This window comes from Kineococcus sp. AC630 (assembly GCF_979255925.1).
Genome location: NZ_CEEDMJ010000011.1, coordinates 101,074 through 115,270, shown reverse-complemented (window position 1 = coordinate 115,270; position 14,197 = coordinate 101,074). Strand labels below are relative to the sequence as shown.

The window sequence follows — 14,197 nt, the reverse complement described above, 5'->3', positions numbered from 1 at the left end:
TCCGGTGTGCCGAGCCGCGACGTCGCGGCTGTTGCACCTCCGTGGGCCGCAGCCCCTGGAGGACCGACGTCATCGTCGGTCGTGCGAGCGTAGTCGACGCTGTCGGCACGCGGTCAAGGATCTCCACACGACCGGGCGTGGGAGCGTTCACGCCGAGGTATACGGTGAACGCCGATGGGCCTCCGTGATCTCCTCTACAGCGCGTACGGGCGGCGGCTGGAACGGTCGCTGGACTCCGACGCGCTGCCCCGTCACGTGGGGATCATCCTCGACGGGAACCGGCGCTGGGCGAAGGCCTTCGGCGCCCCCAGTTCGCACGGCCACCGCGCCGGCGCCGACAAGGTCGTCGAGGTCATGGACTGGTGCGCCGAGGAGGGCATCGAGGTCGTGACCCTCTACCTCCTCTCCACCGACAACCTCAACCGCGCGGCCGAGGAACTCGAACCCCTCATCGAGATCGTCGAGGACGCCGTGGCCCGGGTGGCCGCGACGACGCGCTGGAAGGTCCACCCGGTCGGCTCCCTGGACCTGCTGCCCGACGCCAGCGCGGCCCGGCTGCGCGAGCTCGCCGAGGCCACCGCCGGCATCACCTCCGGGGTCGTGAACGTCGCCATCGGCTACGGCGGCCGGCAGGAGATCGCCGCCGCCGTCCGCGCGCTGCTGCTGGAGCACGCGGCGAAGGGGACCTCGCTGGAGGAGCTGGCCGAGGTCCTGGACGTCGAGCACATCGCCGCCCACCTCTACACCAAGGGCCAGCCCGACCCCGACCTCGTCATCCGGACGTCCGGCGAGCAGCGGCTGTCCGGGTTCCTGCTGTGGCAGAGCGCGCACTCGGAGTTCTTCTTCACCGAGGTGCTCTGGCCCGACTTCCGCAAGGTCGACTTCCTGCGGGCGCTGCGCGCCTACGCCGCGCGCGAACGGCGCTACGGCGCCTGAGGGCCGGCGGTCGCCACGTCATCACGTCCCCACGTCACCGGCCGGCCACCGACTCGTCACCTCCGTTCGCGTGCCGGGCAGCGTGTTCGCCCCCGTTCGCCGGCCTGCGGGGATAGCGTCGGCTCCAGCCGGGTGGCGTCCGCCACCCGCTCGGGAGGTCGCCGTGCGTGCTGTCCAGCGCAGCGGGGAGGCCCGGTCCCGGGTCGCCCGCAGGGTGACCTGAGGTCCCGGTCCGCCGCTGCTGAAGGGGGGTCCGGGCGTGGACGCGCTCCGGGCTCCCGAGAACGGGAGACGTTCGTGGTCACCAGCTCCAGCCCCGCCGCGCCGCACACCGCAGTCCCGACCAGCGGGAGCCCCGCACGTGCCGGGGCGGTGAAGCCCGATCCGACCCGCCGGACCTTCGTCCTCGACACCTCCGTCCTCCTCGCCGACCCCGCCGCCCTGACCCGCTTCGCCGAGCACGACGTCGTCCTGCCGCTCGTGGTCGTCAGCGAGCTCGAGGGCAAGCGCCACCACCCCGAACTGGGCTACTTCGCCCGTGAGTCCCTGCGCCGCCTGGACGACCTGCGGGTGGAGTTCGGCCGCCTCGACGCCCCGATCCCCGTCGGCGAGCTCGGGGGGACGCTGCGGGTGGAGCTGAACCACTCCGACGTCTCGAGCCTGCCGTCCTCGCTGCGCAACGGTCCGCTCGCGACGGCGGGGGACACCCGCATCCTCGCCGTGGCGCGCAACCTCGCCGACGAGGGGCACGACGTCACCGTCGTCTCCAAGGACGTCCCGCTGCGCATCAAGGCGTCCGCGGTCGGGCTGACCGCCGACGAGTACCGCGCCGAACTGGCCCCCGACTCCGGCTGGACCGGCGTGGTGGAGATGAGTGCCACCGCCGAGGAGGTCGCGACCCTCTACGAGAACGGCGTCCTCGAGAACGCCGAGGTCCGCCAGCTGCCGGCCAACACCGGTGTCGTGCTGTCCTCCCCGCGTGGGCACGCGCTGGGCCGCGTCACCGCGGACAAGCAGCTGCGGCTGCTCAAGGGCGACCGCGAGGCCTTCGGGGTCCGCGGTCGCTCGGCGGAACAGCGCATCGCCCTCGACGCGCTGCTCGACTCCACCGTCAGCATCGTCTCCCTCGGCGGCCGGGCCGGGACGGGGAAGTCGGCGCTCGCGCTCGCCGCGGGGCTGGAGGCCGTCATGGAACGCCGCGAGCACCGCAAGGTCGTCGTGTTCCGCCCGCTCTACGCCGTCGGTGGCCAGGAACTGGGCTACCTGCCCGGCAGCGAGGCCGAGAAGATGGGGCCCTGGGGTCAGGCCGTCTTCGACACCCTCGAGGCGCTGGTCTCCCCGCACGTCCTCGAGGAGGTCGTGGAGCGGGGGATGCTCGAGGTCCTGCCCCTGACCCACATCCGTGGGCGGTCGCTGCACGACTCCTACGTCGTGGTCGACGAGGCGCAGTCGCTGGAACGCAACGTCCTGCTGACCGTCCTGTCCCGCATCGGGCAGAACTCCAAGGTCGTCCTGACCCACGACGTCGCCCAGCGCGACAACCTGCGGGTCGGGCGGCACGACGGGGTCGCCGCGGTCGTCGAAGCGCTGAAGGGGCATCCGCTGTTCGCCCACGTGACCCTCACCCGTTCCGAGCGCTCGCCCGTCGCCGCCCTGGTGACGGAGCTCCTCTCGGACTTCGGGGCCTGAGAGGACGGGAGTGACGGGTGGTTCCCGCCACAGGTTCGTCCTCGTGGCGGGAACCATCCGGGTGCTCGTAGCGTCAAACCCCCCGATAGAGGTACGCGACGTGTGAGATGTTCCACAAAAGTCTACGGATCGTTGTTGTCATGTGACCTCACCGTGACGAAACGGGTGATCGCGGTTTGCTTCGACCCCCGTCTGCGGGGCAGCGTCCTGGTCGACAGCACCTCCTGAGCGCTCGACCGACCGGACGCACGCAGCGTTCCACGGGTCGACCGGGTCCCACGGCGACGTTCCCCAGCGGAACGACGCGACCCGACGCGGGAGGTGGACGTGCTCGACCGGGCGTGGGCCGGGCGATCGTCGGAAGGCCCGGCTTGCCGCCCCACCGCACCAGCGAGCTCACGGACGAGCAGACCCCCACCACCGGCACCACCGCACCGACGACCCGCAGGGAACGCCGCGCCCGTCCGTCGCGTCGGCGCTTCGCCCGGATCGCCGCCCCCGGCGTCGTCGCGGTCTCCGCGTGCGTCCTGGCCGGTGCCGCCCTCACGTCGGGTCCGGCACCGAAGGCCGAAGCGGCCGTCCCGGACCGCATCCTGCAGGCCGCCGAGGCGCAGCGTCAGACGGCGACGTCGACCGCGTGGTTCGAGCAGGCCGGTGTCCGCGCGGGCAGCGACCAGCGCGTCGCCCAGGAGCAGGCGGCCGCGGAGGCCGCTGCCGCCGCCGAGGCCGAGCGCCTCGCGGAGCAGGCCCGCCAGCAGGCGGCGGCCGAGGCCACCCGCAACGCCCAGCGCGACCCGCAGTCGATCGCCAGGATCATGGTCGCCGACCGCGGCTGGGGCGAGGAGCAGTTCTCCTGCCTCGACTCGCTGTGGAACAAGGAGAGCGGCTGGGACTACACGGCCGACAACCCCGGCTCGAGCGCCTACGGGATCCCGCAGGCCCTGCCCGGTTCCAAGATGGCCTCGGTCGCCGCGGACTGGGAGACCAACCCGGTCACCCAGATCACCTGGGGCCTGAACTACATCGAGAGCCGCTACGGCTCCCCGTGCAGCGCCTGGTCGCACTCGAGGTCCAGCAACTGGTACTGAGCCCGGCCCGCTGAACCACCCGTCACACCCGACCCGCCCGGAACTCCGGGCGGGTCAGTCGTCGTGGTGGACGGAGGGTCGACCGCCGCCGCAGGGGCACCGGAACAGCCCGCAGAGCGCGCGGACGACGTCGTGCTCGTGGCGCACGGGCTCGGGGAACCCCGCGCGCAGCGTCGTCGTGCCGGAACCGACCGTCGCCAGGACGTCCAGGCCGTAGCGGTCGACGCCGATCACGGCGACCTCGCGGGTCTCGCGCGCCTGCTCGGCCGGCAGGGCGTCGAGCACCCAGCCGACGAGGGCGTCGCGGTGGTCGTCCTCCAGGTGGGCGACGATCCCGTCCTCGTCGTCGTAGAGCGGGTCCGGCGCGGCCGCGGTGAACTCCTCGTCCTCGAGCAGGTGCACGCCCGTGGCCGTCGTGACCCGCACGTCGGCGACCTCGAGGCGCCAGACGAGCCGGGTACTGCCGACGTCCAGCAGGGCGCCCAGGGGCCGCACGGCGGCCGCGGTCTGCGCCACGCGCCGCTGGTCGGCGGGCAGGATCGACTCGACCCAGCCCGTCACGCAGAGCCGCGCACGGGGCAGGGCGGCCTGCCCCGGCGGCACGTCGAGCACGTCGAGGACGGCGGGGACGCCGCTCCAGCGGGCGTCGGTCTCCAGGTCGAGCAGGCGCCGGTGCAGGGCGGAGCCGTCCTCCAGGAGCAGCAGGAGGCCGCCCCAGGCGTCGGTGAGGTGCTGCACGGGGTAGCCCTCGGTGCGCGACGGCGTGGCCCGGCTGCGCCGCTGCGGGACGGCCGCGGCGAAGACCTCGGCCTCGTCCGTGCCGTGGCCCTGCTCGTGGCCCTGCTCGTGGCCCTGGCGCGGGTGGTGGGGGCAGCCCTGGTGGGTGCGCGGCAGGTGCAGCGTCCCGGTCACCGTCCCGACGGCGAGGGTTCGCGCCCACTGCGCGGGGGAGGGCCGGGTGAGCACGCCGGGGGTCGGCGGAGCCTCCGTCGTCGGAGGCACCCCCTCGGAGGCCGTAAGGTTGGAGGCGGTGCGTTCCGAACCCCCCGATCCTCGGGGGGCTGGTGCCGTGGTCGGCTGGGTCCCCTGGATCCGGTGGTTCACAGTGCCTCCTCGTTGCGCGATCGTCCTGACCCTCTCGAGTGCTTCTCGACTGAGGACAGGCTCACCTTACGATCAGGAGAGTGGAATGAACAACGCCCGACCCAAGGTGCGCATCAGCCGCGCGCTCGGGGTGGCCCTCACGCCGAAGGCCGCCCGCTTCATGGACCGCCGTCCGTACCCCCCGGGCATGCACGGCCGCAAGCAGAAGAAGGCGTCGGACTACGCGACGCAGCTGCGCGAGAAGCAGCGTCTGCGCTTCCAGTACGACGTCAGCGAGACCCAGCTGCGTCGTGCCTACGACCTGGCCAAGCGCAAGCCCGGCAAGACCGGTCAGAACCTGGTGCAGCTGCTCGAGACGCGTCTGGACGCCGTCGTGTGGCGTGCCGGCTTCGCCCGCACCATCTACCAGGCTCGCCAGATGGTCACGCACCGCCACATCGTCGTCGACGGTCGCCGCGTCGACCGTCCGTCGTTCCGCGTCGTCGTCGGTCAGACGATCGAGGTCGCCCCTCGCTCGAAGACCAAGACGCCGTTCATCGTCGCCCGTGAGGGCGGCTGGAGCGACAACGAGATCCCGGGCTGGCTGGCCGTGGAGCGCGAGGACCTCACCGCCACGGTGAACGCCCTCCCGGTCCGCGAGCAGATCCCCGTGACCTGCGACGAGCAGCTCGTCGTCGAGTACTACTCGCGCTGACCTGCCGCACCCTTCTCAGGGCGTCGATCCCCCGGGGGTCGGCGCCCTGCGTCGTTCCCACCCGGTAGCGCTACCGTCGGGGCATGACGACCGAGGCCGGCCCGCAACCCTTCGTCGACCTCCTGACCGAGCAGGTCGCGCTGGAGTTCCAGGCCCACCAGCAGTACGTCGCGCTGGCGGTGTGGTTCGACCGCCACGACCTCAAGCAACTGGCCAAGCACTTCTACGCGCAGGCGCTGGAGGAGCGGAACCACGGGATGATGATGGTCCAGTACCAGCTGGACCGGGACCTCCCGAGCACGATCCCCAGCGTTCCGGCGGTGCGCAACGACTTCGGGCACGTCCGCGAACCCATCGAACTCGCCCTGCAGCAGGAGAAGCAGGTCACGGCGGCCATCGAGCGGATGTTCGCGGCGGCCCGCGCCGAGGCCGACTTCATCGCCGAGCAGTTCGTCTGGTGGTTCCTCAAGGAACAGGTCGAGGAGGTCGCGTCGATGACGACGCTGCTGGCCATCGTCGACCGCGCGGGAGACGACTGGTTCAAGGTCGAGGACTGGCTGGCCCGCGAAGGTCACGAGGAGGGCGAGGACCCGACCGCACCCGCCGCGGCCGGCGGCGCGGTCTGAGGGTTCACCCGAGTTCGTCGCCGATGAGGGCGAGGTTCGCGATCGCGGCCAGGGAGAACTGGGCGGCGTCGTTCGTCGACAGGGTGGGCGCCTCGTCCACGGCCCGGAACACCTCCGGCGGTTCGAGGTGGACCCGGGCGAAACCCTCGTCGCGGAGGAACTCCCCGCCGCGGTGGAACTCCGACCAGGCGCGCCGGGCCAGGACGGGATCGCGGGTGCGGGCGGCGACCCACGCCGTCAACCGGCTGTGGGCCTGGACGAGGTGCGCGCCGGGGGTCAGGGCGTACTCCCGGCAGTACTGCGACCAGGCCGCTGCGAAACCGTCGTCGTCGACGAGGCGGAGGAGTTCGCTCACGAGTTCCGGCAGCCCGAACACCGCGCTCAGGTGCGACACGGCGACGGCGTCGCGGGTGACGTCGAACCGGCCGTGGTCGAGGTCGTAGAGCGCCTCCCCGGTGCGGAAACCCCGGGGGAGGGCGCCGATGTCCGCCATCGTCGCGAGCAGCCGGTCGCGCGAACGCGTCGAACCCGTGCGTTCCCAGTCGGTCAGCCAGGTCGCGGCGAGGGCACCCCAGTCGGTGCCGAGCTGGACGGCGAGCGCGTTGCGGTCCGGCGCGTAGGAGTCCGTGCGGACCTTGCGCTGCGGGTCCAGGGACAGGAACGCCGCGTCGGAGTCGACCAGCTCCGCCATCAGGTCCCCGCTGTGCTCGTCGGCGGTCAGGTAGTGGTGGAAACGCCGGTAGGCGGGGTTGGAGATGCGCAACTGCTTTGCGCTGCAACCGGAGTGCTGGACGTTGTGCCGTGACCCGAGACCGGCGAACCGGCCCGCGTGGTGCACGTCGACGTCTCCGGTGTGCCGGGTCATGGCCACCGCGGCCCGGAACACGTCCGGTCGACCGGTCCGCAGGAAACTCGTCCACCACCACAGGTCGGTAGCGAGTTCGGAGTTGTCCCAGGCGTACCCGCCGACGTCGTAGCGCCACACGTGCCGGTCCGCGTCGTAGGAGTGCATGACGTCGCCGTGGTGCCAGAACCCGTACCAGCGGCGCTGTTCCACCTGGTCGAGGTGGAAGTCGAGCAGGAACTCCAACCGGTCCTCCAGAGCCGCACGAGCGGGGGACGAGCGGTCGACGGGCGCCCAGTCGCCGAACACCCCCGCCGCGTGCAGGGCCGCGACGGTGGGGACCAGGGCCGGCCGGACGGCGTTCGCCACCGCGTCCCGCGAAGCCTGTTCCGGCGACGGGGTCGAGGGCAGGGCGAACACCCGCAGCGAGGAGGTCCGGGAGGTCCCGTGCGCGTCGGCGAAACCCTCCTCCCAGTCCTCGTAGGTGATCTCCAGGGCCTCCAGCTGCGACGCGTGATCGGGGGTCGAGGCCCCGTCGTGGTAGGCGCGCAGGTCCATCGGGGGTGCGTCCGGCGACCACAGCCAGACGGTCAGGGAACCGGTGTCCCGGTCGGCGTCGGTGACGTCCAGGCCGGTCGGGTGGGACGGCCAGAAGTCCTGCAGGGCGAGGGCCAGACCACCACCGGGATCGCTCAGCGAGACGTAGCCGGCGGCCCGGGTGCCCGCTGCGGCGTCGATCCAGCCCCTCCCCGGGGCGGTCCGCTTGCTCAGCGAGAACCCGTCCGCGGTGTGCTGGCGCAGCCGGAACTGCGACCACCGCGGGACGTGGTGCAGCAGGCCCGGAACCCCGTCGGCCCAGTCGCGCACCGGCGGGGTCGCGGCACCGGCGAGCTGCGCACGGCGCACGGCGGCACCGGGGTCGCGCCGCAGCCCGGTGACCCCGCGGACGGCCTCGCGGAACACCCCGCCGTCGGCGGCGACGAACCGGACGTGGCGGTCCTGGGGCTCCGCCCGCAGGGGGACGTCGACCCGCAGGCCCAGGCCGGCGACGAAGTCGCGTTCCGCGTCGCCGTCGAACACGACGGTGTGGACGACGTCGATCGCCCGGGCGCCCGCGGCCAGGACGAGACGCACGGTGAAGGGGAGCCAGGTCCGCTCGCCGACGTGGTGGCCGGTGAGGCGGAGGACGGCGCGCTGCGGGCCGGACTGCTCGACGACGACGTCGCTCACCTCACCCTGAAACCCGGTCCGCGAGTGGCCCCGGGGTCGGTGGCGAGCTCGCTCACGAGTCGGGCGTCCCGGGCCACGGTGGTGCCGCCCACGGCCAGGGCCCGGAACAGGGTCGGACCCCGGCGGTCGAGGGTCAGGACCAGGGCCCCGGTGTCGACGACGACGGACTGCGCGGTCTCGGAGACCGTGAGACCCGGTGCGGGGGAGTCCGGGGCGACGCAGACGGTGTGGTCCCGGGAGGGCTTCCCGGCGGGGAGGGCGACCCCCGACCACTTCCAGCTGCCGTCGGGCCACGTCGCCAACGGCCAGAACTGCGCGGGCACGCTCGACCCCGCGGCGTCGGTCAGGACGAGGTCCCCGCCGTGGACCAGACCGCGGGGCAGCGGAACCCCGAGCGTCGCCCCGGTGGGCAGGTCCGCCGGGGGCTCGTCGTCGATCCAGCGCAGCGGGATCCGGTGCATCACAACCTCGGGGAACCGCGGTGCGCGAGCGAGGCCTCGTCGAGGTCGAGCTGTTCCAGCGCCTCGCGCACGGCGTCCTCGGTGAGTTCGCCGTCGTCCTCCGCGCTGAGCAGTGCGCCGCGCTGCGCGGCGATCATCCGCCGGCGCACCTCGACGCTGCGCTTCGCGATCCGTCCCGTCCCCTCGTTCTCCTCCTGTTCCGAGGCGCGGACCTGCGCCAGCCGGTCGGCGCGCTCCAGGAGGGCGTCCACGACCGCGCGCTCGCTCGGGTCGGTCGCCTCCTCGCGGGCGCTGCGGAGCACCTCGAACATGGTCTGGCGGGCGACGTCACGGGCCTTGTGGCGTTGTTCCGCGCGCCAGTGCTGCTCCTGCGAGGTGTCGAGGTCGAGGCGGCGGATGAGCGGCGGCAGGGTCGACCCCTGCAGCAGCAGGGTGCCGACCGCGACGACGAACGCGAGCACCTGCAGGTCGGCCCGGTGCGGGAACGACTCGGGGATCCCGGCCGCGGCCGCCAACGTCACGACCCCACGCATCCCCGTCCAGGCGATGACGACGTCCTCGGCCGCGGTGAAGTGCTGACCACCCGCGGAGAACCTGCCGTGCAGCACGTTCCGCATGAGGAAGCCGCCGGCCACGACCCAGACGACGCGGACGAGGACGACCGTGGCCATCACCGCCAGTCCCGCGACGAGCAACGACCAGGCCCGGGCGCCGTCGGTCACGGCGTCCTGCAGCAGGAAGTGGAACTGCAGGCCGAGGTAGGCGAAGACGAAGGCCTCGAGCAGGACGTCGACGATGTTCCAGACCTCGCGCTCGGAGAGCCTCGTCGCGTAGGCGGCGGCCAGCGAGTGCCGGGACAGCACGAAACCCGCGGTCACGACGGCGAGCACCCCGGAACCCTCGACGGCCTCGGCCACGGCGTAGGCGGCGAACGGGAGCAGGACGGCGAAGGCCGTCATGAGCGAGGGGTCGTGCAGGCGGGACCGCACCCCCGCCGCGAGGTGGCCCAGCACCCACCCCACCGCGAGCCCGACCGCGGAGGTGACGAGGAAGAACAGGAACGGGTTCTGCACGATGTTGTCGTCGTCCGCCGAGGCCGAGGAGATCGTCACCGAGAACAACGTGAGGGCGGCCGCGTCGTTGACGAGGCTCTCGCCCTTCAGCGTGTTGAGCACCCGCGACGGCAACCCCAGCCGCCCGCCGATCGCGACCGCGGTCACGGCGTCGGGCGGGGAGACGACAGCGGCCAGCACCAGGGCCATCGACAGCGACACCCACGGGATCATCAGGCTGGCGACGAACCCGACGACCGCGGTCGTGACGACGACGAGCAGCACCCCGAGGTTGGTGATCGAGCGCCACCGGCGCACGAAACCCCGCCAGGAGAAGTCCTGGGTGGTCGAGAACAGCAGCGGGGGCAGGACCACCGAGAGGATGACCTCGGGGGAGAGTTCGAGGCGCGGCAGACCGGGGACGAAGGAGATCCCGGCCCCCGCGACGGCCAGGGCCAGGGGCGCCTGCCACCCCCGTCGCGCGGCGACGATGGTCAGCGCGAGCGCGGCCAGCATGACGACGAGGACCTGGGCGAACACCCCGCGATCCTCCCGCGAGGACCGAGCCGACGGCCAGCGGGCCCGGTGCTCGGGCGGGCGAACCCGCCCGAGCGCCGGCGCGTCAGGGGTGGGTCATGGACATGACGTCGAGGGCCTGGTCGAGCTGCTCCTCGGTGACCTCGCCGCGTTCGACGAACCCGAGGTCGATCACGGCCTCGCGCACCGTCGCCCCCGTGGCGACGGCGTGCTTGGCGACCTTGGCGGCCGCCTCGTAGCCGATCACCCGGTTCAGCGGGGTGACGATCGAGGGCGAGGACTCCGCGAACCGGCGGCAGGCCTCGACGTCGGCCTCGAGCCCGTCGATGGTGCGGTCGGCCAGCAGCCTGGAGGCGTTGCCCAGCAGTCGCGCGGACTCGAGCACGTTGCGCGCCATCACCGGGATCTGGACGTTGAGCTCGAACGCGCCGCTGGCACCGGCCCAGGTCACGGTGGCGTCGTTGCCCACGACCTGCGCGCAGATCATCAGCGTCGCCTCGGGCACGACGGGGTTCACCTTGCCGGGCATGATCGAGGACCCGGGCTGCAGGTCGGGCAGGCGGAGTTCGCCCAGACCCGTGCGGGGACCGGATCCCATCCAGCGCAGGTCGTTGCAGACCTTGGTCAGGCTGACGGCGACGACCTTGAGCGCACCGGAGAGCTCGACGAGCGCGTCCCGGGCGCCCTGGGACTCGAAGTGGTCCTCGGCCTCGGTGAGCGGCAGCCCGGTGTCGGCGGCCAGCAGCTCGATGACCCGCTGCGGGAAACCGGGCGGGGTGTTGATGCCGGTACCGACGGCCGTGCCCCCGAGCGGGACCTCGGCGACGCGGACGACGGTGGCCTCCACGCGCTCGATCCCGCGCTTGACCTGCGCGGCGTAGCCGGCGAACTCCTGGCCCAACGTCACGGGGGTCGCGTCCATGAGGTGGGTGCGCCCCGACTTCACGACGTCGGCCCACTCGTCCGCCTTGCGGCGCAGCGACGCCTCGAGGTGGCGCAGGGCCGGGACCAGTTCGTTCACGACGGCGGCGGTGGCCGCGACGTGCACGGACGTCGGGAACACGTCGTTGGAGGACTGGGAGGCGTTGACGTGGTCGTTGGGGTGCACGGGGGAGCCGAGGCGCTCCGTGGCCAGCGTCGCGATGACCTCGTTGGCGTTCATGTTCGAGCTGGTGCCCGACCCCGTCTGGAAGATGTCGACGGGGAACTCCGCGTCCCAGCGCCCGGACGCGACCTCCTCGGCCGCGTCGGCGACGGCGCGGGCGAGGTCCTGCTCGAGGACGCCGAGCTCGGCGTTGGCCAGCGCGGCGGCCTTCTTGATGCGGGCGAGCGCCTCGATGTGGGCGCGTTCGAGGCCCGTCCCCGACAGCGGGAAGTTCTCGACCGCCCGCTGCGTCTGGGCGCGGTACTTCGCGGCGATCGGGACCTTGACCTCCCCCATCGTGTCGTGCTCGATGCGGAACTCGGTGTCGGACGCTTCGACGTCGGATGCTTCAACAGGGGCTTCACTGGCCATGCCCCCATCCTGCCGGGTGGCACGCCGGCGGCTGCAGCCGGTGGCGGGGATCACGGGCAGCTCACGATCCGCCGACACCGTGATCTCCCACGTGCAACCTGTGGACAGCAGGTGTAGAGATGCTGCACAGCAACAACGGACGATGGGGTCGAAGGAGGGGCTGTGACATCCCGAAGGCGCATCCGGTGGACGGCGTTGGGCGCAGGCGCCCTGCTGGCCGGGAGCCTCGCCGCGTGCGGGGGATCGAGCACGGCGTCGGGTGCTCCGACGCTCAACTGGTACATCAACCCCGACAACGGGGGGCAGCAGAAGATCGCCGAGGACTGCAGCACGCAGTCGAACGGTCAGTACTCCATCAAGGTGTCCATCCTGCCCAGCGACGCCGCCCAGCAGCGTGAGCAGCTCATGCGCCGCCTGGCCGGGAACGACACGTCGATCGACATGATGAGCCTCGACCCGGTCTTCGTCCCCGAGACGTCCGAAGCGGGTTTCCTCGCCCCGGTTCCCGAGGACCTGCAGCAGAAGTGGTCCGACGGGGTCGTCGAGGGCGCGGTCACGGGCGCGACCTGGAAGGACCAGCTGGTCGCCGCCCCGTTCTGGGCGAACACCCAGTTGCTCTGGTACCGCAAGTCCGTCGCCCAGGCCGCGGGCCTCGACATGACGAAACCCGTGACCTGGGACCAGATCATCCAGGCGGCGAAGGCGCAGAAGACCGCCATCGGCGTCCAGGGCCAGCGCGCGGAGTCCATGACGGTCTGGGTCAACGCGATGATCGCCTCCGCCGGGGGCAAGGTCATCGAGAACCCCGACGCGAAGGGCCCCGACATCCAGCTCGGGCTGGAGTCCGACGCGGGCGAGGCGGCCGCCAAGGTGATGCAGGACATCACCGCGGCCGGGGTCGGCGGACCCGGGATCGACAACCGCGACGAGGCCGCGACGGCGAACCTGTTCCAGCAGGGCGGCGCGGACTTCATGGTGAACTGGCCGTTCGTCTACGCGCAGGGCAAGTCCGCGGCCGACGAGGGCACGATGGACCAGGCGATCTTCGACGACTACGGCTGGACGACCTACCCCGCCATGGCGGAGGGGAAGGCCGCAGCACCGCCGCTGGGCGGGATCGACGTCGGTGTCAGCGCGTTCAGCGAGCACAAGGACGCCGCGTTCGCGGCGGTGTCCTGCATCGTCTCGGAGCAGAACCAGGCCGCATACATGGTCTCCGACGGGAACCCGGCCGCGCTGGAGTCGGTCTACGACGACCCGACGGTCCAGGAGGCGTACCCGATGTACGACACCATCCGCACCTCCCTGCAGGCCGCGCAACCGCGGCCGCAGACCGCGTACTACAACGAGGTCAGCCAGGGCATCGCCGACCAGTGGCAGCCGGTCTCCGGCGTCTCGGGCAGCACTCCCACCTCGTCGCAGAAGTACATCGGCGAGGTCCTGAAGGGGGAGAAGCTGCTGTGAGCACGACGGAGACCCGTTCCACGGGAGGGGTGTCGGTCACCAAGCAGGTGTCCGGCAAGCCCCGCATGACCGACAAGTCCCGTGCCGAGGCGCGACTCGGCTGGTACCTCGCCGGTCCCGCGTTCGTCATCCTCGTCGCCGTCACCGGCTACCCGATCCTGCAGGCGCTCTACGAGTCCCTGTTCAGCTACCGCCTGACCGCCCCCGGTGACCGGGAGTTCATCGGGCTGAAGAACTACGGGGTGATCCTCAGCGACAGCCTGTGGTGGCGGGCCCTGGGCAACACGGCGATGATCACGGTCGTCACCGTGGCCGTCGAACTCGTCATCGGGTTCGCGCTCGCCATGGTCATGCACAAGGTGCTCGGGTGGCTGCGCCCGATCGTGCGCACGGCCATCCTCATCCCCTACGCCGTCATCACGGTCGTCTCGGCCTACGCCTGGCAGTACGCGTTCGGGCTGACGACGGGGTTCATGAACAACGTGCTCGGCCTCGGCGACTACGACGTCTTCGCGCACAAGTGGAGCGCGCTGGCGGTGATCTGCCTCTCCGAGATCTGGAAGACCACCCCGTTCATCTCGTTGCTGCTGCTGGCCGGCCTCGCCCAGGTCCCCTCGGACATGACCGAGGCCGCAAAGGTCGACGGCGCGACGGCGTGGGAACGGCTGTGGAAGGTGACACTGCCGAACATGAAGGCCTCGATCATGGTGGCCCTGCTGTTCCGCGCGCTCGACGCGTTCCGCATCTTCGACAACGTCTACATCATGACCAACGGCGCGGCGGGGACCGAGACGGTCTCCTCGCTGGCCTACAACCAGACGATCAGCCGGCTCGAGATCGGCCTCGGGTCGGCGGTCTCCGTGTTGTTGTTCGTGTGCGTCCTGGCGATCTGCTTCATCGCCATCAAGGTGTTCAAGGTCGACCTGGCCCGGGCGAGAGGAGAAGGCTGATGGGTG

At 71.9% G+C, this 14,197-nt stretch carries 12 protein-coding genes; 7 read left to right on the top strand and 5 right to left on the bottom strand.

What is annotated here, in order from left to right:
* Nucleotides 1–174 precede the first annotated feature (174 nt).
* The 3 genes from AC0I8G_RS13410 to AC0I8G_RS13400 all read left to right on the top strand — a co-directional run bounded on the left by AC0I8G_RS13410 (nucleotide 175) and on the right by AC0I8G_RS13400 (nucleotide 3,713).
* Complete coding sequence (locus AC0I8G_RS13410) at nucleotides 175–936, top strand: isoprenyl transferase (protein ID WP_471730349.1); 762 nt, start codon at nucleotides 175–177, stop codon at nucleotides 934–936.
* Nucleotides 937–1,308: 372 nt separating this feature from the next.
* On the top strand, nucleotides 1,309–2,625 hold the full coding sequence (locus AC0I8G_RS13405; RefSeq protein WP_471730348.1) for a PhoH family protein: 1,317 nt from the start codon (nucleotides 1,309–1,311) through the stop codon (nucleotides 2,623–2,625).
* 371 nt (nucleotides 2,626–2,996) lie between these two features.
* Complete coding sequence (locus AC0I8G_RS13400; protein WP_471730347.1) at nucleotides 2,997–3,713, top strand: aggregation-promoting factor C-terminal-like domain-containing protein; 717 nt, start codon at nucleotides 2,997–2,999, stop codon at nucleotides 3,711–3,713.
* A 54-nt stretch (nucleotides 3,714–3,767) separates the two neighbouring features.
* On the opposite strand, the gene AC0I8G_RS13395 is transcribed toward AC0I8G_RS13400, so the two are convergent.
* Entirely contained in the window at nucleotides 3,768–4,715 is a 948-nt protein-coding gene (locus AC0I8G_RS13395) for a DUF2470 domain-containing protein (protein WP_471730346.1), read from the bottom strand.
* Between the two features lie 187 nt (nucleotides 4,716–4,902).
* On the opposite strand from AC0I8G_RS13395, the gene rpsD reads away from it, so the two are divergent.
* Nucleotides 4,903–5,511 (top strand): 30S ribosomal protein S4, encoded by a 609-nt coding sequence (gene rpsD, locus AC0I8G_RS13390; RefSeq protein WP_328292445.1) that lies wholly within the window; start codon nucleotides 4,903–4,905, stop codon nucleotides 5,509–5,511.
* 83 nt (nucleotides 5,512–5,594) lie between these two features.
* Nucleotides 5,595–6,137, top strand: a complete 543-nt coding sequence (locus AC0I8G_RS13385; RefSeq protein WP_471730345.1) for a ferritin — start codon at nucleotides 5,595–5,597, stop codon at nucleotides 6,135–6,137.
* Between the two features lie 4 nt (nucleotides 6,138–6,141).
* Here the strand turns inward: AC0I8G_RS13385 and AC0I8G_RS13380 are convergent, their stop codons facing one another.
* From AC0I8G_RS13380 to AC0I8G_RS13365, 4 genes are all read right to left on the bottom strand, one after another.
* The gene (locus AC0I8G_RS13380) at nucleotides 6,142–8,211 is read right to left on the bottom strand and encodes an exo-rhamnogalacturonan lyase family protein (protein ID WP_471730344.1); all 2,070 of its coding nucleotides are present in this window, start codon (nucleotides 8,209–8,211) and stop codon (nucleotides 6,142–6,144) included.
* Nucleotides 8,208–8,672 (bottom strand): RIFT barrel domain-containing protein, encoded by a 465-nt coding sequence (locus AC0I8G_RS13375; protein WP_471730343.1) that lies wholly within the window; start codon nucleotides 8,670–8,672, stop codon nucleotides 8,208–8,210. Before AC0I8G_RS13375 ends, AC0I8G_RS13380 begins: the two co-directional genes overlap by 4 nt.
* Nucleotides 8,672–10,264, bottom strand: coding sequence for a cation:proton antiporter (locus AC0I8G_RS13370; RefSeq protein WP_471730342.1), 1,593 nt, complete (start codon nucleotides 10,262–10,264; stop codon nucleotides 8,672–8,674). The genes AC0I8G_RS13375 and AC0I8G_RS13370 overlap by 1 nt, the downstream gene beginning before the upstream one ends.
* An 82-nt stretch (nucleotides 10,265–10,346) precedes the next feature.
* A complete protein-coding gene (locus AC0I8G_RS13365; protein ID WP_471730341.1) occupies nucleotides 10,347–11,777 on the bottom strand; it encodes a class II fumarate hydratase in 1,431 nt (476 codons plus the stop codon).
* Nucleotides 11,778–11,939: 162 nt separating this feature from the next.
* Between AC0I8G_RS13365 and AC0I8G_RS13360 the strand changes: the two genes are divergently transcribed.
* Nucleotides 11,940–13,241, top strand: coding sequence for an extracellular solute-binding protein (locus AC0I8G_RS13360; RefSeq protein WP_471730340.1), 1,302 nt, complete (start codon nucleotides 11,940–11,942; stop codon nucleotides 13,239–13,241).
* Nucleotides 13,238–14,191, top strand: coding sequence for a carbohydrate ABC transporter permease (locus AC0I8G_RS13355; RefSeq protein WP_471730339.1), 954 nt, complete (start codon nucleotides 13,238–13,240; stop codon nucleotides 14,189–14,191). The genes AC0I8G_RS13360 and AC0I8G_RS13355 overlap by 4 nt, the downstream gene beginning before the upstream one ends.
* Nucleotides 14,192–14,197 lie beyond the last annotated feature (6 nt).